The sequence below is a fragment of the Calidithermus roseus genome, assembly GCF_003574095.1.
In the GTDB taxonomy this organism is placed as follows: domain Bacteria; phylum Deinococcota; class Deinococci; order Deinococcales; family Thermaceae; genus Calidithermus; species Calidithermus roseus.
On the sequence record NZ_QWLA01000003.1, the window covers coordinates 71834 to 89202 of the forward strand.

At 67.4% G+C, this 17369-nt stretch carries 13 protein-coding genes and 1 pseudogene; 9 read left to right on the plus strand and 5 right to left on the minus strand.

Annotated elements, in window-relative coordinates; all coding sequences use genetic code 11:
• Positions 1 to 22 precede the first annotated feature (22 nt).
• The gene (locus Mrose_RS01835) at positions 23 to 745 is read left to right on the plus strand and encodes a zinc ribbon domain-containing protein (protein WP_119275722.1); all 723 of its coding nucleotides are present in this window, start codon (positions 23 to 25) and stop codon (positions 743 to 745) included.
• 27 nt (positions 746 to 772) lie between these two features.
• Here Mrose_RS01835 and Mrose_RS01840 read toward each other — a convergent pair whose 3' ends face one another.
• Positions 773 to 1702 carry a nucleoside hydrolase gene (locus Mrose_RS01840; RefSeq protein WP_119275723.1) on the minus strand — a complete coding sequence of 310 codons (930 nt, stop codon included), beginning with the start codon at positions 1700 to 1702 and terminating at the stop codon, positions 773 to 775.
• Positions 1703 to 1849: 147 nt separating this feature from the next.
• Here Mrose_RS01840 and Mrose_RS01845 point away from each other — a divergent pair, with 147 nt between their 5' ends.
• From Mrose_RS01845 to Mrose_RS01875, 7 genes are all read left to right on the plus strand, one after another.
• Positions 1850 to 3907, plus strand: coding sequence for a S9 family peptidase (locus Mrose_RS01845; protein ID WP_119275724.1), 2058 nt, complete (start codon positions 1850 to 1852; stop codon positions 3905 to 3907).
• A 125-nt stretch (positions 3908 to 4032) separates the two neighbouring features.
• Positions 4033 to 5166 (plus strand): YncE family protein, encoded by a 1134-nt coding sequence (locus tag Mrose_RS01850; RefSeq protein WP_119275725.1) that lies wholly within the window; start codon positions 4033 to 4035, stop codon positions 5164 to 5166.
• Positions 5167 to 5305: 139 nt separating this feature from the next.
• Positions 5306 to 7108, plus strand: coding sequence for a carboxypeptidase regulatory-like domain-containing protein (locus Mrose_RS01855; RefSeq protein ID WP_245969441.1), 1803 nt, complete (start codon positions 5306 to 5308; stop codon positions 7106 to 7108).
• Positions 7109 to 7127: 19 nt separating this feature from the next.
• On the plus strand, positions 7128 to 10466 hold the full coding sequence (locus Mrose_RS01860; protein WP_119275727.1) for an ATP-binding protein: 3339 nt from the start codon (positions 7128 to 7130) through the stop codon (positions 10464 to 10466).
• A 147-nt stretch (positions 10467 to 10613) separates the two neighbouring features.
• The gene (locus Mrose_RS01865) at positions 10614 to 11027 is read left to right on the plus strand and encodes a hypothetical protein (protein ID WP_119275728.1); all 414 of its coding nucleotides are present in this window, start codon (positions 10614 to 10616) and stop codon (positions 11025 to 11027) included.
• 74 nt (positions 11028 to 11101) lie between these two features.
• Positions 11102 to 12925, plus strand: coding sequence for a S8 family peptidase (locus tag Mrose_RS01870; protein WP_119275729.1), 1824 nt, complete (start codon positions 11102 to 11104; stop codon positions 12923 to 12925).
• A 4-nt stretch (positions 12926 to 12929) separates the two neighbouring features.
• Positions 12930 to 13118 (plus strand): hypothetical protein, encoded by a 189-nt coding sequence (locus tag Mrose_RS01875; RefSeq protein ID WP_119275730.1) that lies wholly within the window; start codon positions 12930 to 12932, stop codon positions 13116 to 13118.
• Positions 13119 to 13325: 207 nt separating this feature from the next.
• Here the strand turns inward: Mrose_RS01875 and Mrose_RS01880 are convergent, their stop codons facing one another.
• Genes Mrose_RS01880 through Mrose_RS01890 form a run of 3 tightly spaced genes read right to left on the minus strand, consistent with a single transcriptional unit; the run spans position 13326 to position 16586 of the window.
• Positions 13326 to 15365, minus strand: coding sequence for a molybdopterin-containing oxidoreductase family protein (locus tag Mrose_RS01880; RefSeq protein ID WP_119275731.1), 2040 nt, complete (start codon positions 15363 to 15365; stop codon positions 13326 to 13328).
• Positions 15362 to 16126, minus strand: a complete 765-nt coding sequence (locus Mrose_RS01885) for an IS1096 element passenger TnpR family protein (protein WP_182482628.1) — start codon at positions 16124 to 16126, stop codon at positions 15362 to 15364. The genes Mrose_RS01880 and Mrose_RS01885 overlap by 4 nt, the downstream gene beginning before the upstream one ends.
• A complete protein-coding gene (locus tag Mrose_RS01890; RefSeq protein ID WP_182482629.1) occupies positions 16104 to 16586 on the minus strand; it encodes a GNAT family N-acetyltransferase in 483 nt (160 codons plus the stop codon). The genes Mrose_RS01885 and Mrose_RS01890 overlap by 23 nt, the downstream gene beginning before the upstream one ends.
• A gap of 25 nt (positions 16587 to 16611) precedes the next feature.
• On the opposite strand from Mrose_RS01890, the gene Mrose_RS18740 reads away from it, so the two are divergent.
• Positions 16612 to 16872: a hypothetical protein gene (locus Mrose_RS18740; protein ID WP_182482630.1), complete on the plus strand. Its 261-nt coding sequence runs from the start codon at positions 16612 to 16614 to the stop codon at positions 16870 to 16872.
• Here Mrose_RS18740 and Mrose_RS01895 read toward each other — a convergent pair.
• Positions 16867 to 17369, minus strand: a pseudogene (locus Mrose_RS01895) (hypothetical protein); the annotation flags it as partial. The gene Mrose_RS18740 and the pseudogene Mrose_RS01895 overlap by 6 nt on opposite strands.

Genomic DNA, 17369 nt, shown 5'->3' on the forward strand with positions numbered 1-17369 from the left:
GGGCTGGCTTAGACTAGGCGTTGTGAACGGGTCCGACGCGCTGGCCGAACTGTTTCGTTTGCAGGAGAAAGACCTCGAGCTAGACCGCATCCGTGAGGAGCAGGGCAATATCCCTGAAGAACTCAAAGCCGCCCGTGCTCACTGGCAGGCCCTCGAAGCCGAACTGGCCAAATTCCAGGGCGACCTGCGCGAACAGGAGATGGAGTACCGGCAAAACGAGGCCGAGATCGCCAACCTCAAGGAGAAGCTGGGTCGGGCCAAGGACGCGCAGCGTCAGGCCCAGAGCGCTCGCGAGCAGACCCAGTACGAGAACGTCATCCAGCAGCTTGACGACCGCTTCAAGGAGCTGGAGGAGATCAACAAGCCCAAGCTCGAGGAGATCGTCCAGCTGACGGGCGAGGTCGAGCGGGTCAGGGCCCTGCTGGAGGAGGCCAGGCCCAGGCTCGAGGAACTCGAGGCCGCCAACGCCGCCCGCGTGGAGGCGCTCGAGGCCAGCTACCAGAGCAAGCTGGCCGAGCGCAATGCCCTGGCGGCCACCATCCCGACCAGCCTGGTCAAGGAATACGAAGCCGTGCGCAAGTCCCGCAAGGGGCAGGGCGTCGCCAAGGTCGCCCGCACCGGCTCGGGCTACCGCTGCATGGGCTGCAACGTGCAACTGCCGATGAACGTCGCGCAAAAGGTATACCAGGGCAACCAGGTCGTGCGCTGCCCCTCCTGCGGGCGCATCATGTGGAAGGGTGAGTAGGCCGCCAAGCGCCCCGCGGGAAGCGCTCTAGCCGTAAGTTCCTATGCGCTCTACCAGCAGATCGTAGAAGCCCTCGGCGTCGATGTGCAGCCCCACCTCGCAGTTGGGGGCTTTTCCCGTCACCCGCCAGTAGTCACAGACCGTGCGGCCAAAGGCCAGGCCCTCATTGGCCTCGATCTCCACGTGATAGGGCCCGGTCTTGAAGAGTTCGCCCCGCAGCAGGTAGGCCACGGCGCAGGCGTCGTGGATGGGGGCTCCCGCGAAGCCGTAGCGCTGCTGGTGGTGGATTTTGAAGAACTCCAGCAACTCGGCGGTGAAGGCTCCGGTCCGCGTGCCCAGCGCGCGGAAACGGGCCACCCGCTCGGGCGTGGCGGGGGTCTGGTGGGTGAGGTTGAGCCCCATCATCACCAGGGGGATGCCCGCCTCGAAGACGATTTTGGCCGCGTGGGGGTCGCAGAGGATGTTGAACTCGGCGCTGGGGCTGTAGTTGCCGATGTCGATGGAGCCACCCATCAGCACGATCTCGCGGATGGCCGGGGCAATGCGGGGCTGAAGCCGCAGGGCCAGCGCGACGTTGGTCAGGGGGCCCACCGGGACCAGCGTCACCTCGCCGGGATGGGCCAGGACGCTTTCGATGATGAAGTGCACGGCGTGCTTATCCTGCGGCTTCTGGCGCGGCTGGGGTAGGCTGGGCCCCTCGAGGCCCGAGATGCCGTGCACCAGCTCGGCGCTGATGCGCTCGCGCACCAGTGGACGTTCGGCGCCGGGGTAGACCCCCACGCTCGTGCCCAGGATTTCCTGCACCACCAGCGCGTTGCGGGTGGTGCGCTCCAGGCTCACGTTGCCGTAGGTGGTGGTGATGCCCAGTACCTCGAGCTCGGGGCTTGCCAGGGCCAGCATGATGGCGATGGCGTCGTCGTGACCGGGGTCGCAGTCGAGGATGATCTTGCGGGGCATGGGAGATAGTCTACCGTGGTCGTACGTCTTACGTCGTACGCGAGACGTCTTGGCCCTGGACCCTGGGCCCCCGACAGACCACGCGCCTCCCGCTGACGGCTGACCGCTTGCCGCTACGCCCCCTCAGCCTTCGGCTAAGCTGGACTCGTGTCCGAACTCAAGCCACCTACGGCCCGGCGTATCCCCCACCCCCACACTGCCCACGGCGATACCCGCCCCGACGATTACTACTGGCTCGCAGAGCGCGACAACCCCGAGGTCATGGCCTATTTGCAGGCCGAGAACGCCTACCTCGAGGCGGTGATGAAGCCCCTCGAGCCCTTCCAGGAAAAGCTCTACCGGCAGATGCTCGCGCGCATCAAGCAGACCGACCTCGAGGTGCCCGTGCAGCACGGCCCTTACTTCTACTACTCGCGCACCGAGGAGGGCAAGCAGTACAAGATCCACTGCCGTAAGAAGGCCGCCTCGCGGGCCGAACTCGAGGCCGCCCCCGAGGAAGTGATCCTCGACCTCAACGCGCTGGCCGAGGGCAAGAGCTACCTCAGCGTGAGCGTGCTCAAGCCCAGCCCCGACCACCGCCTGTTGGCCTACCTGCAAAACGAGGACGGCTCCGACCGCTACACCCTCTACGTCAAGGACCTCCAGACCGGCGAGCTGCTGCCCGACCGGGTGGAGGACGTTTACTTGTACCAAAGCCTCGAGTGGGACGCCACGGGCGAGTACCTCTTCTTCACCCGCGTGGACGAGACCCAGCGGCCTTGCTACCTCTACCGCCACCGCCTGGGCCACTCCGAGCAGACCCTGCTCTACCAGGAGCCCGACGAGACCTTCCGGCTCAAGCTCTACAAGTCGGCCAGCGGGCGCTTTCTCTTCGCGGCTTCGACCAGCACCCTCACCGACGAGGTGCGCTACCTCGAGGCCCTCCAGCCCGAGGGCGAGTGGCACGTCTTCGCACCCCGGCAACGCGGGGTGAAGTACAGCCTCGAGCACCAGGGCCAGCACTTCCTCATCCTCACCAACCAGGACGCGCTCAACTTCAAGCTGCTGCAAGCGCCCATCCTCAGCCCCTCGCCCGATCACTGGCACGAACTGCTGCCCCACGACCCCGAGGTCTACCTGCAAGGGGTGCTGCCCTTCGAGCGCCACCTGCTGATCTACGGGCGGCAGGAGGGTTCGACCCAGCTTTGGGTGTGGGACCTCGTTCACGGCACCTACCGGCGGCTTGCGTGGCCCGAGCCCGTCTACACCGTGGCACCCGCCGACAACCGCGAGTACGCCACCGACCGCGTGCTCATCAGCTTCCAGTCGTTCCTCACCCCGCGCAAGGTGCTCGAACTCGAGCTGAACAGCCTGCAGACCACCTTGCTCAAGCAAGACGAGGTGCTCGGCGGCTACGACCCCGCCGAGTACGTGCAGGAGCGGCTGTGGGCCACGGCCCGCGACGGGGTGCGGGTGCCCATCTCGCTGGTGTACAAGCGCTCGACCACCCTGCCTGCCCCGCTTTACCTCTACGCCTACGGCTCCTATGGCATCAGCATCGACCCCACCTTCAGCTCCATCCGGTTGGTGCTGCTCGACCGGGGCGTGGTCTTCGCCATCGCCCACGTTCGGGGCGGGGCCGAGATGGGCCGCGGCTGGTACGAGGACGGCAAGCTATTGAAGAAGAAGAACACCTTCACCGACTTCATCGACTGCGCCGAACACCTGGTGAAGGCCGGCTACACCACGCCCGAGCGCCTGATGGCCGTGGGCGGCAGCGCCGGGGGCCTGCTGATGGGCGCGGTCATCAACCTGCGCCCCGACCTCTTCCGCGCGGTGGCGGCCCACGTGCCCTTCGTGGACGTGGTCACCACCATGTCCGACCCCTCCATCCCCCTCACCACCCTCGAGTACGACGAGTGGGGCAACCCCGCCGAGGCCGAGTCCTACGCCTACATGAAGTCCTACAGCCCCTACGACAACGTGCAGGCCAAAGATTACCCCCACCTGCTGGTGACCACGGGCATCAACGACCCCAGGGTGGCCTACTGGGAACCGGCCAAGTGGGTAGCCCGGCTGCGCGAGCTCAAGACCGACGGCAACGTCTTGCTGCTCAAGACCCACATGGGCGCGGGGCACGGGGGTAGCTCGGGCCGCTACGACCGGCTGAAGGAGGTCGCGCTCGAGTACGCCTTCCTGCTGGACAAGGTGGGACTGCGGGAATAACGCTCACCTAACGCTCACCGGATTACCGTCTGGGCATCGTGGAGCGCGATGCCCCTGGGAAAGCCGTTCCCGGCTGGAGCCTGCGGTTTTGCATGGGGCGTTGGCGTGGGGAGGGAAGTGATGGGATGAGCCTATGCGACAGACGAGTTTGGCTGGCCCTGGGGCTGCTCGGCCTGGCGCTCCCGGCCTGCTCGCGGCAGGTCGCGACTCCCGAGCACTGGGTGCTGGTGAGCCAGCCTGGCTCGAGGACCGTGGCCGTGATAGACCCCAAAGAGGGCCGGGTGGTCAAGCGCATTACCGTGGGCATGCTGCCTCACCGCCTGATGCCCTCTCCCGACGGACGCGCGGCCTACGCCGTGCTGGTGGGTTCGCAGGCGGTGGCCGAGATCGACCTCCAGACCCTCACGCTCCGCCGCACCTTCCTCACCGCTCCCGTTCCCGAGCGGCGCGCGGACGGCAGCCTGATTCAGGGCCACCGGGATCAGAACGCCTTCGCCCACTCTTCCTGCTTCGACTGCCACGGCGGAGGTTCGGCCAAGCCGGCCATCGTGGGGACGCGGCCCTTCGGGATCGCTCTGAGCGAGGACGGGGAAACCCTGATCGTGAGCCAGATCCGCGACGACAGCCTGGCCCTGCTCGCGCGTAGCAGCGGCGAACTCGAGCGCACCCTCCCGCTCCCTCCCAGCGGCCAGGCCCACGAGCCCGTGGACGTGGCCCGTCTCGGAGATAGCCTCTACGTGGCCCTGAGGCCCACCCAGCCCGCCACGACCCCTGCGGTCATCCGGCGGCTCGAGGCCAAGACTTTGCAGCAGCAGTTCGAGGCCCACACCGGCAGCGACCCCGCCATGCTCCTCCCCGACCCTGAGCGCTCCCGCGTGCTGGTCTCCAACTTCGAGACCAACACCCTCACGGCTTTCGGGCCGGCGGGAAAGGAGAGCGTCTACACCGTGAACCCCGGCCCGCTGGGAATGCTGCTGTTGCCGGGTGGGCGCTTGCTGTCGCTGAACTACTACTCCAACTCCCTCTCGCTGGTGAAGCTGGACACCGCCGAGGTCGAGAGCCTGACCCTGGAGCTGGAGGGCAAGAAATACGTCAACCCCACCCACGCCGCGCTGGCTCCCAACCGGCGGGAGGTCTACATCGTCTCGAGCGGCACCGAAGGCAACTTGTTGGTCTTCGACCTCGAGGGGAAGCGGGTGGTTCGGGCCATCCCAATCGACGGGCTTTCCTTTGACGTCTTGGTGGTACCCAAGCTTTAGCGCACCCCACGCAACACGAATAGAGCGTGATAAGGCTGAAAGGAGCAGTATGACTGTCAGGATTTGGTTGGCATTGTACATTGGGTTCCTTCTGGCGGCTTGCAGTGGCACGTCCAATCCTCCCAGCGGGAGCGGCACGGTGAGCGGCTTCGTGATCAGCATCGGCAGCGGTGCTAAGCTGGCGGGGGTCCACGTGGAGGTGGTCGGGAGCGGCCAATCGACGACTACCGACGCCTCCGGGCAGTTCAACTTCAGCGGCCTGGCCAGCGGCAAGGTCAGGCTTAGCTTCCACAAAGACGGCTACGCACCGGGTTATGCTACCGCTCAAGCCGGAGCCCAGGAGGCCAGCGTCCTGGTAGCGCTCAAGAAGGAGGGCTCCGCCCAACCTTACGACCCGGCTACGAGCCGAACCCTCTACCAGATGACCGAGGCCGGGCCCTATGCGGTGATTTTCGCGGCAGGCAGCCTCGACACCAGCGACGCTAACCTGCGGGTGGTCATCACCCCGCTCGACCCCACCAAGGAGGGTCAGGCCCTTCCCGGTCGGCTCCAGGCGGGCTCGAGCCCCCTCATCCCCGTCACCTTCGCCGAGTTCAGCATCCTCGACTCCGCTGATCGGCGCATCAACCTCAAGCCCGGTGCTTCGGCCATCGTCGAGCTGCCCATTCCTCCGGAACTGCGTGAGGTTTACCCCATTGGCACCAAGATTCACTGCTACGCCTACAACCCCCAGACCGGGCAGTGGGAGGACTTCGTCGAGGGCACGGTCGAGCTCTCCAGCGTCGATGGCAGCACCCCGGTGCTCAGGGCCAGCATCCGCCACTTCTCCTGGTATGGCGGAGCGCCAGAGGGGCAGAAGTGCCGTAACGCTGCGGTGCAGGTCGTGGACGCCAACGGCAAGCCGCTGGAGGGGGCCACGGTGGTGGTGACCCCCGGCGTCAACGGCACCACCAACGCCCAGGGGGTGGCGAGCGTGTGGATTGCCGAGGGCAGCCCCAACCCCAAGATGTACGCCTACAAGGTCTCCTACAACTCCGACGGGCGAATACCCGAGCTGCCCAAGACCGCCAAGATCATCGACATCGGCTACTTCGTGACCGACGACATCGGCGTGATCCTGCCGGGCCTGGTGGAGAAGGACTGCGCCAGCATCACGCCCTCGAGCCCCCTCGTCCGCCCCCAGTCGGGCCACCCTGGAAGCCCCGAGAACCCCCTCGTCATTCGCTTGGGGCCCGTGGGCGCGGCTGTGTACGACGTCGATGCCTTTTTGCTGGCCTCCGGCGCCTCGCCTTCCGCCTTCGTCTACCTCGCCCAGGGCATCCCCAACCCGGACGGCGAGATCGAGGATACCGAGCCCGTGGACGGGGCCAGGATCACCCTCGGCGACGGGAGCGGCCAGCCGGTGGCGCTCACGGGGCTTGGGGGAGGTGCCTACTACCTGCAAGGCGGCCTGACCCTGACCCCCGGCAAGCGCTACACCCTGGCCATCGACGCCGATAACAACGGAAGCGTCGAGGGCAGCGGCTCCATCGTCGCAGTGGGCAACGTGGCCTGGGAGGCTGGGCTCGACGGCTCCACCCGCTCCGCCCAGGGCTTCGTGGCCCGCTGGAGCGACTCTGCGAGCGGAGCGCCGGGCTACTCCCCGGTCTACTACGCCTTTCTGAGCAACGACGCAACCGATCCGGCCAGCTATGACTTCGACTACTACATCGGCCCTGCGCTCGAGTTCACCCCCCACTCCAACGCCCAGGGCGCCACGAGCGACGCCCCGCTCAAGCCGGGAAGCTACACGGGGTTGCTTTGGGCCTTTAGTGGGGCCTTTGCCCCGGCGGGCAACAACAGCTACACCGTGAGCGATAACATCACCGGTCCAGGCATCAGCGGTCGCTTCTACAGCTACAACCTGGCGGGCGAGGTGCACCTCACCCTCACCGGGCCTTGAGACTGGCTACAATCAGTTTGTGGAAAGCGGGGCCTGGGAACTGAGGCTGCTGGGCCCGCCCAGCCTGATAGGACAGGGCCGCACGGTGCTGCTGGAGCGCAAGCCGGCGGCCCTGCTGGCTTATCTGGCGCTGGAAGGCCCCACGCCCCGCTCCAAGCTCGCCGGGCTGCTGTGGCCCGAGGGCAGCGAAGCCTCCGCCCGCAACAACCTGCGCCAGACCCTCTTCACCCTGCGGCGCTACCCCGGCCTCTTCGGGGGCAGCGACCCCCTGAGCCTGAGCCCGCTGGTACGCAGCGACGTGGCCGCGCTGCAGAATCGGGTGGCCTCGGGAGAGGGGCGGGGCCTGGAGCTGCAGGGGGAGTTGCTCGAGGGCCACGACTACGACGACTGCCCTGAGTTCGAGGAGTGGCTCATCTACGAGCGTGAGCGCCTGCAGGAGCTGCGCATCGAGGCGTTGAACCTGATCGCCGAACGCCTCGAGCGCGAGGGCAAGCTGGCCGAGGCGCTTTCGTGGGCGCAGAAGCTGCTCGAGGAAGACCCGCTCTCCGAGGCGGCCCACCGCCGGTTGATGCGGCTGCACTACCTGCTGGGCGACCGGGCGGCGGCGCTGAGGGCCTATGCCCGTTGCGTGGAGGCATTGCAACGGGAACTGGGCGTCGAACCCCTGCCCGAGACCCGATCCCTGGCCCAGGAGATCGAGCGCGGAGGGCTGGCCCCCCAGCCAGCCCTCATCCGCAAGCGCATCCCCCTCTCGGTCGAGCGGCCTCCCGTGCTGGTAGGTCGCGAGCGCGAGTGGGCGCTGATGGAGCAGGCCTGGGAGCGGGGAGAGCTGATCGTAATCAGCGGGGAGCCGGGGATGGGCAAGACCCGCCTGGCGTTGGAGTTTGTCGCCAGCAAGGGGCTGCCCATCGTCTTCAGCGGGCGGCCAGGGGACGCGTCGGTGCCCTACGCCACGCATGCGCGGGCCTTTCGCCGGTTGCTGGGCGAGAAGCCCGGCCTCGAGCTTGCACCCTGGGTACGGCGCGAACTCAGCCGCATCCTGCCCGAACTGGCGGGCGAGCCCCCACCCTTGCAAAGCGAGGCCGACAAACTACGCTTCTTCGAAGCCCAGGGCGAGTTGCTGCGCCTCGCCAGCCAGGACGCGGCGGCCTGGGTGCTCGACGACCTGCACTTCTTCGACCTGCCCAGCCTCGAGGTGGCCTTTTACCTCGCCGGCAAACCCGGCCTGCTGCCCAGGGTGATCCAGACCTACCGCCTCGGGGAACTGCCCCCCGAGGCGGCCAGGCGGGTGCGGCAACTCGAGGAAGCCGGGATGCTGCGCAGCATCCGGCTGGAACCGCTATCTGAAGAGGCGGTGCGGCTCCTTTTGCTCGAGTTGCGGATTCCCGGCCTGGAGCGACACCTGGACTCCCTCATGAGCCTCACCGGCGGCAACCCGCTGTTCTTGCTGGAGACCATCCGCCACCTCATCGAGACCGACCGCCTCGAGCAGGGCTGGTCGGGCCAGGGCGGGCTGCCCGGCAAGGTCGGCAGCATCATCTCTCGCCGCCTGGAAGGGCTTTCCACCGAGGCTTTACAACTGGCCAGGCTGGTGGGGGTGGCGGGCAGCGATTTTTCGCTGGAGTTCGCCGCGCGGCTCCTGGGGCGCGACCTGCTGAGCCTGCTGCCGGCCTGGGAGGAACTCGAGCGGGCCCAACTGGTCAGGGGGGAGCGCTTCAGCCACGACCTGATCCTCGAGGCGGTGGTCGCAGGCATGCCCCAGGGGGTGGGGGCGCTGCTGCACCGCCGCGTCGCCACCTGGTTGGCCCAGGAGAAAGCCAACCCGGCCCGCGTGGCCGAGCACTGGCTGGCGGGAGGCGAGCCGGAGCGGGCCGTGCCCTTCCTGCTCGAGGCCGCCCGCCGTGCCGAGCACGCCTCGCTGCTGGGGGAGGCCCTGCGCTTTTACCGGCAGGCCGCCCAGATTCTGCAGGATCACGGCACCCCCGAGCAGATGTTCGACGTGCAGGAGGCCATCGCCGTCGTGCGCTTGCGGCTCGAGCCCGCCGAGAGCCACCAAGCCCTGCTCGAGCCGCTCTTCGGCCTGGCCCGCACCCCCCACCAAAAGGCCAGGGCCCATTACGCCCGGGCCAGTGCCCTGCTGCGCACCGGGAGGGGCGAGCTGGTGGAGGAGGCCGCCCGCAGTGGCTACGAGCTGGCCGTGCAAAGCGGCGATCCCTCCCTGGAGGCCCGCCTGCTCACCAGCCTGGCCTCGGCCCAGTGGCTCAAGGGGCAACCTGGCGAGACCCTGACCCTGCTCGAGCGGGCCCTCGTCCTCTACGAGCGCTTGGGCGACCACGAGGAGCTTGCCGCCAACCAGGGCCGCGTCGCCGTCGTGCTCGACGCCCTGGAACGCCACCGCGAGGCCCTGGAGCACCACCGCAAGGCAGAGGTCGCCCTGCGCCGCCTGGGCAACGAATACCGCTTGCTGATCGTGCTCAACAACCAGGCCGTGAGCCTGGGCGCGCTGGGGTACAAGCGCCGGGTCTGCGAGGTCTTGCAGGAGGCCATGGGGCTGGTGGATACCCTGCAGGGGGTGGGCGAGCTGGCCGTGTCGGTGCCCATGCTATTGGGCGATGCCCTGCGCGACCTGGGCGATTACGGCGGGGCTTTGCACTACCTCGAGCTGGCCCACGCCCGGGCCAAAGAGCAGCCCTACTGGCGCGTGGGCTTTCTGGCCAAGGCCCTGGCCCTGGCCTACCTCGATCTGGGGCAACCGGCGCGGGCCCAGAGCGTGCTCGAGGCCCTGCACCCCGAGGCCCTCCAGCCCGACCAGCGCAGCTTCCTGCGGCTGGCCTGGCTCAGGCTGGCGCAGTGGCGGGGCTACGAGGCGGGGGAGTTGCTGCGGGAACTCGAGGCCGGGCTGGGTCCATCGCGGAGCCTCCGGACGGCTTTTTACGCCACCAGAGCCGCCCTGCTTCCCCTGGAGGAGGGGTTGTCCTGGGCGCGACAGGCCCTCGAGCTAAGCCAGCAGGCCGATCTGGGCGGCCTGCAAATCGTCGCGCACACCCGTGTGGCCCAGGTGCTGCTGGCCCTGGGCCGGCCCGAGGAAGCCCTACCGCACGCTCAGGCTGCGCTCGAGTTGCGCGCGACCTACGACCCTAGCGACTTCTACTGGGGCGAGGTGCTGCTGGCCCACGCCCGCACCCTCGAGGCCCTGAAGCACCCCGAGGCAGCCTCTCAGCGCCGACAGGCCCAGAGCTGGGTGGGCCAGACCGCCGAGGGTGTGCCTGCCGAATACCGCGAGAGCTTCCTGCGCCATAACCCTGTCAACGTGGCCTTGCTCGAGCCCTTTCATGCCCCGCACGGCTCCGAGGTTTAGCCGACGCTGGTGGTCCGGCTACCACCGTCCACTGCTGGGTATAGAACCCCCTCTGCTGCCCTAACGCACGGCTAACGCCCCCCCGTCTACCCTGAGCCTCGTTGCCTGACCGACTGACCATCGGCAGAGCGAACGAGGAGATTGCAGATGAAAAAACGGGCTTTTGCGGGTATTGCGCTGTTGATCATGCTGGCGGGGTGCACGGGTAGCGTCGGCGTTGGGGCGGGCGAGATCTCGGGTAAGGTCAGTCGTTCCGGAGGCTCGAGCGCCGGGACCCTGGTCGTAGCCTGCTTGGTGGCTGATGACTGCGCGACCTATGGGCAGGCTACCGCTGCTGGCGACGGCGGCTACAAGATCACCGGGCTCAGTGACGGCAAGGAGTACGTCGTGCTCGGCCTACTCGATATCAACGGCGACGGTACGTATGACTACGTCGGCTGGTACGAGAATGTCAACGCCGATCCCACCGTGGTCAAGCCCCCCAAGAGTGGCGTGAACTTCGGGCTGGTCGCGGCGAGCGGGGCCGAGAAAATCGGGATTATATCTAAGTTTATCAGGTGAAATCTCTTCTGCTCGAGTCTATCGAGTAAAATCCGCCGGGGGCGCGGTTGCCACCGCTCCCTAAGGAGATATCCATGCAACTACACAGATGGGTTGGCGTGCTGGCCGCACTGGGATTGCTGGCGGCCTGTAACCCTCAAGGGGGCGGGGGCGACATCAGTGGCCAGGTCAGCCTGGGCAGCAGCATTCCTCAAGGGGCAACCGGTGATGTCGCCAACCGGACTGTCCAGGAGCGCAGCTTTTCTGGCCTTTCCTTCGCAGTCGGGGCGATGGCCGAGCTGGCTACCGAGCAGGATTTCGTGCCCGGTGAGCTGATCGTGCGCTTCCGTCCCAGCGCGGCACTGCGTCGGGGCGCGGCCATTACGGCAAATGGGGTCCAGCTTGGCCTGGTGCGTGACCTGGGCCTGGAAAACACCCAACTCCTGCGGGCGGCGGTGCGGGACAAGCAGGCCACGCTGGAGCTGCTGAAGAGCTTTCAGGGCCGCGGCGACGTGCTCTACGCCCAGCTCAACTACATTCGCCGGGCCTTCAAGACCCCCAACGACGAGTTCTACTCCCTCCAGTGGCACTACCCGGCCATGAAGCTGCCCCAGGCCTGGGACCTCGAGACCGGTACCTCCAGCGCCGTCACCGTGGCGGTCATCGACACCGGCATCCTCTCGAGCCACCCCGACTTTACAGGCAAGCTGCTGCCGGGCTACGACTTCATCAGCGACCCCAACATTGCCAACGATGGCAATGGACGCGACAACAACCCCGAGGACCCCGGCGACGAGCCCGGTGGTCAGGGCAGCTACCACGGTTCGCACGTGGCCGGTACCGTGGCCGCTACCACCAACGAGGGGAAGGGTGTCGCGGGCGTGAGCTGGGGAGCCAAGATCCTGCCCGTGCGGGTGCTGGGGGTAGGCGGGGGCACCGACGCCGATATCCTCGATGCCATCTTGTGGTCAGCCGGGCTGAGCGTGAGCGGCGTTCCGGCCAACTCCAACCCCGCCCAGGTCATCAACATGAGCCTGGGAGGCCAGGCCAAGTGCAGTGATTTTCCCCTCTGGCAGGACGCCATCAACAAAGCCAACGCCAAGGGAAGCATCATCGTCGTGGCCGCGGGGAATGAGAACATGGACGCCAGTGGCTTCATTCCCGCCAGTTGCACCGGCGTCATTACCGTAGGCGCTACCGAGACGCGGGATTACCGCTCTCCTTACTCCAACTACGGCACCCGCATCGACGTGATGGCTCCCGGCGGCGACACCAGCGTCGATCGCAACGGCGACGGCTATGCCGACGGCGTGCTGAGCCCGATACGCAGGGACAGCGACGGAGCGTACATCTGGGCCTTTTACCAGGGCACCTCCATGGCCTCGCCCCACGTGGCCGGCCTGGTCGCGCTGATGAAGAGCAAGAAGCCCAGCCTTACCCGCAGCGAAGCCCTCACGATCCTCAAGCAGACCGCCCGCCCGCTCACGGCGCAAGCTTGTGGGCGCAGCACCGGCGCCGACTGCGGTGCTGGCCTGGTGGACGCGGCAGCGGCCCTCCAGGCCCTGAGCGGGCCTTCGGGCAGCCTCAAGGGCACCCAGCTCTTCGCCTGCTACTACCTGGCCGAGTCGGATAGCTGCGACCCCGGCAAGAGCCAGACGCTCGAGCTGACCCAGGATGGCTCCAGCGCGCCCTACAAGTTCAGCAGCCTTTCGGGTGGAGACTACGTCATCTACGGCCTGAAGGACGTCAACAAGAACGGAAAGCTCGACGCTGGGGACTACCTGGGCTTCTACCAGCAGGGCGGTCAGATCGGGCTGGTCAAGCCTGGAGCCAGCGGTGCGAACTTCACCCTGGAGCTGGTGAGCGCGAGCGGAAGTGCTAACAGAGCGCTCGAGCGCTTGCACTCCTTGAGGCGCTAAAGCCATGGATCCTCAGCCCGCCCAGACTTACATCGTCCGCATCTGGTGGGAGCAAACCCCGGATGGAGAAGGTAGAGCCTGGCGGGCTTCCCTCACGGAGGTCCACAGCAAAGAGCGCCGCTACTTCAAGAGCCCCGAGGATCTCATGCGCTACCTTTCCCGGCGCTCCGGCGAGCCACCCGCACAGACTTGAGCAGAGTCCAATTGCAAGCGTGTATTCCCCCCGGTTGAGAGCCGGGGGTTGAGTTTTGCCACCTTCGATGTAATCTGACCTGGAGCAGGGTTACTGCGTCGTTCGGAAAAGCCAGGGAAGCACGCTCGAGCCCTTCTGCACCACGAAATTCGATGCGTTTTTCGGGGTGGAGTAGGCCAGCTTTATCTTCTTGAGCGTGGCCCCAGCTCAGTCCAGGGCCTCCAGCCGCACCGGGTTGGAGTGGAAGGTGCTCCCCGCGCCCATGTCGGTGAGGTGCTCGCCGGTGAGCCAGTTCACGCCCTTGCCGTCGGGGGCGTAGCGCTCCCACCAGGTGCCTTCCAGCACCACCGTCCCTGGCATGGGGGCCTCGCTCACGCGGGCCTTGCGCACCACCGCGCCGTGGCGGGAGCGGATGCGCACCCGTCTCCCCTCCTGCACGCCGTAGAGGGCGGCGTCCTGGGGGTGAACCAGCAGCACTGGCTCGCCGCCCTCGCCCTGCACCAGCCGCTCGACGTGGCCGTAGGTGGAGTTGAGGAAGTGCTTGGCGGGCGGGGTCAGGAGGATGAGGGGGAACTCCTCGTCGGGCTCGGTGAGGATCACGGGCGGGGGCGGGTCGAAGCGGATCTTGCCGCTTGGGGGGTTGGCCCCGTCCTTGAAGGGCAGGAACTCACGGGGGGTGTTCAGGCGCACGTAGCCCTCGGCCTTGAGGCGCTCGAGGGTGATCCCCTCGAGCCAGGGGTGGCCGCTAGAGAGGAGGCTGTGGGCCAGGTCCTCGGCGCTCCAGTAGAGGGTGGGCTCTTCCAGGCCCAGCCGCCGGGCGAGCTCGGCGAAAACCCAGGTGTTGGGGCGGGCCTCGCCCTGCGGCCTCATCACTGGTTCGTTCCAGGAGAGGTAGAAGTGGCCGTAGGCGGTGTAGAGGTCGGGGTGCTCGAGGAAGGTGGTGGCGGGGAGCAGGTAGTCGGCGTAGCGGGCGGTCTCGGTGAGGGCCTGCTCGAGCACCACCGTGAAGAGGTCCTCTCTCGCCAGGCCCTGCTGCACCAGGTCGGAGCGGGGGGCCACCACCAGGGGGTTGGAGTTGAAGACGAACAGGGCCCGGATGGGCGGGTCCAGGCGGGTGAGCGCGCTGCCAAGCTGGCTCATGTTGATGTGGCGCACGGCAGGGTTGGGGCGGAAGTAGCCTTTGGGCTGGTGCTCCCCGCGCAGCAGGTGGGCCCCGCCCAGGTAGCTGCGCTCCAGCCGGAAGGCCCCCGAGGTGGTGAGCAGGGCACCGCCGCCCCTGTACTGCCAGGCCCCGATCAAAGCGGGCAGCAGCAGCACCGCCCGCTGGGCGCTGGCCCCGCCGGGGTGACGGGTCATGCCGTAGCTGGTGCGGATGAAGCTGGCCCTGGCACGGGCGAACTCCAGCGCCAGCCGCTCGATGGTAGCCGCCGGGACGCCGGTGACCCTCTCGGCCCGCTCGGGGGGCCACTCCTCGGCCGCGGCGCGGTATTGCTCGAAGCCCTGGGTGGCGCGCTCGAGGTAGGCCACATCGTGCAGCTCCTCGCGCAGGATCACGTGGGCCATGGCGTAGGCCAGCGCCCCGTCGCTGCCGGGGCGCAGCTTGACGTGCTCGTCGGCGAAGCGGGAGGTGAGGTTCTCGTAGGGGTCGATGTGGACGATCTTGGCCCCGTTATGGCGGGCCTGCTTGAGGAAGGGCGTGAGGTGGGTGTTGGTGTGCAGGCTGTTGATGCCCCACAGGAAGATGAACTTCGCCCTGGGCACGTCTTCGGGGTCGATGCCGTAGCGAGGTGAGCCGTAGGTGGCTTCCCAGGCCGCCGCTCCCGCCGTGGCGCAGATGGTCTCGTCGAGTTCGCAGGCCCCGATGGCGCGGAAGAAGGCCAGGGGATGGGCGTACTGGTGCAGGCCCATGGTCCCGGCGTAGTGGTAGGGCAGCACCGCCTCGCCCCCGTGCTGGTCGATCACCTGGCGCAGCCTGTTGGCGATGTGGTCCAGGGCTTCTTCCCAGCTCACCTGCTCGAACTGGCCCGAACCTTTAGGCCCGACCCGGCGCAGGGGGTAAAGAGGGCGCAGGGGGTGGTGGTTGCGCTCGGGGTAGCGGTAGGTCTTCACGCAGGCGAAGCCCTGGGTGAAGGGGTGGTCGGGGTCGCCCTCGACCTTTAGGAGCCGGTTTGTGTCGTCGTCGATGGTCAGGACCAGGGAGCAGGCGTCGGGGCAGTCGAGGGGGCAGGTGGCTCTGGCCTGCTTCACCCTTCGTCCTCCTCGTCCCAGCCAGGGTATTGCTCGGGGGCCTCGCCCACCGACTGCACCACTTTGGGGTAGCGCACCCTGGGTTCGGCGGGCTCGATGGCTTTCAGCTCGACGATAAAGCGCCACTCGTCGCCGTAGTCGAAGAGGAAGAGCATCTTCTTGCCTACCTTAGGGAAGGCCTCGGTGATGGGTACTCCCTTGACCCCTTTAGCTTCGGGTTCATCCAGTGAGAGGCTTTTCTTGAGGTCCTCCTCCGTGGGCACCATGGCCTGGATGAATTGCTGGAGGAGCGGCTGCACCACGGCGTGCTTCTCGGCAGGGATGCGCGCGAGCACCTCCTCGCGCAGGATGGCCCGGGTGGCCTCGAGGTAGCGCGCCTGGAGGACCTGGTGGTCGAGTTCCATCGCGGCCTTGGTGACCAGGAAAGCGGGGTCGTCCTCGCCGCCAGGGACCAGCTCGGCCAGTTGCGGCAGTGAGGGGATGAATCCCAGATTATCCCCCTCTTCCTCCTCGAGGTCGCTGAACAGCTCGTAACTCTCGGAGGAGTCGTAGGGGTTCTTGAGCTTGTTGTAAAAGCCGAAGGCGTGGTCGAAGCTGAAGCCGAAGGCGTCGGTGATGGCCTCGGCCAGCTCGTACAGGCTGCGCTCGGGCGGGATGGCGATGACGCGGTAGGGCATTCCCCTCACCCGCGCCTCCCAATCGGTGAGGGTAGCTTTGAGGTGGTAGACCGTTTTGCCTTTACTGGGAGCCTGGGCCGCCATGCTCTCCATGGTAATGGCGGGTGTAGGCCATGTCCACAAAGCCGTTTTCATCGGGAGAGCGGCTGTGGCGGGTGAAGCCCTGCGACCCCAGGCAGCGCAGGCTGGCGTGGTTGTCGGGCTCCACCGAGGCCACGAAGCGCCGGTAGCGGGCGAGGCTGGGGTGCTCGAGCATGGCCCGCAGGATACGCTTGCCGTAGCCCCGCCCGCGCAGGCCAGGGCGCACCGCGAAGGCGAAGTGAAAGGTGGTGGGGTCGCGCTCGTCGGGCTCGCCCTGCACGTAGCCCACGGCCTCCTGTCCCTGCCAGGCCAGCCAGAGCTCGACGCCGGGCGCGCCGTGCTGCAACAGCCACCACGCCGCGTCCGGAGGGGAGAGCCTGCGGGCGAGTTCAGGGTCTTCAAACCAGGCTTCGATCAGTCTTCGCCCCGCGTCGTTCACGGGGGCCAGTCGCAGCCGTTCCACGCCTGAACCAGCATACGATGGAAGCATGGGTGGTCCTAGAGCCCCTCTTCTGCTGGCCAATTCGCTCATCTGGCTACCGCTGCTGCTGAGTCTTTTCCGCCCCAGCCCGGCCCTGCTGGCCACGCTGGCCATGGGCTGCATCGTGGTCTCGCTGCTGGTGTTGTGGGTGGGGGTCATCGGGAGCATCCGCCAGGGGCAGTCGGCGGCCAACCTGCCCCTGTTCGTGGCCTACGGCATCGGAGCCACCCTGAGCCTGTTTCTGGCCCGCAGCCTGAGCCCCTCATGACTCCCTGAGCGCCTTGGCCGCCAGTCCCCAGGACAGCGCGGCTACCGACGCAGCCAGCCCCAGGGCTGGCCCCGCGCCCAGGTGCAAAAACGGCGGATACACCAACCCCGCCATCGTCCCACCCAGGTAAAAAGCCGCCACGTAGGTCCCGCTCACGCCGCTGCCCAAACGCCCGGAAGCCGCCCCGCCCAGGCCCTGCGCGGTGAAGAGCCCCGCCATCATCAGCACGAAGCCCAGCAGGATGAGCCAGGGCCGGTCGGGGAATTGCAGCAGCAACCCGGCTGCCACCACCCCGAAGGCCAGCCGCAGGGCTCCCACCTCCCCGAAACGGGCGGCCAGCCGTCCAGTGAGGGCGCTGCCGGGAATCCCGGCCAGGTCGGCGGGAGCGGCGTCCTTGGGATCGGGCAGCACTTCCTTGGCGCCGTGGCCTAAGTCGCCGCTGAAGACCAGCCGTTTTCCTCCCGCCCTTACCTCGATGAAGGCGCTGCCCGGCAGGT

Excerpts from the sequence above, each read along its gene's own strand:
- Mrose_RS01840 (WP_119275723.1), bottom strand. The coding sequence starts at position 1,702 with ATGCCCCGCAAGATCATCCTCGACTGCGACCCCGGTCACGACGACGCC.
- Mrose_RS01850 (WP_119275725.1), top strand. The coding sequence starts at position 4,033 with ATGAGCCTATGCGACAGACGAGTTTGGCTGGCCCTGGGGCTGCTCGGC.
- Mrose_RS01865 (WP_119275728.1), top strand. The coding sequence starts at position 10,614 with ATGAAAAAACGGGCTTTTGCGGGTATTGCGCTGTTGATCATGCTGGCG.
- Mrose_RS01870 (WP_119275729.1), top strand. The coding sequence starts at position 11,102 with ATGCAACTACACAGATGGGTTGGCGTGCTGGCCGCACTGGGATTGCTG.
- Mrose_RS01875 (WP_119275730.1), top strand. The coding sequence starts at position 12,930 with ATGGATCCTCAGCCCGCCCAGACTTACATCGTCCGCATCTGGTGGGAG.
- Mrose_RS01885 (WP_182482628.1), bottom strand. The coding sequence starts at position 16,126 with ATGGCGGCCCAGGCTCCCAGTAAAGGCAAAACGGTCTACCACCTCAAA.
- Mrose_RS18740 (WP_182482630.1), top strand. The coding sequence starts at position 16,612 with ATGGGTGGTCCTAGAGCCCCTCTTCTGCTGGCCAATTCGCTCATCTGG.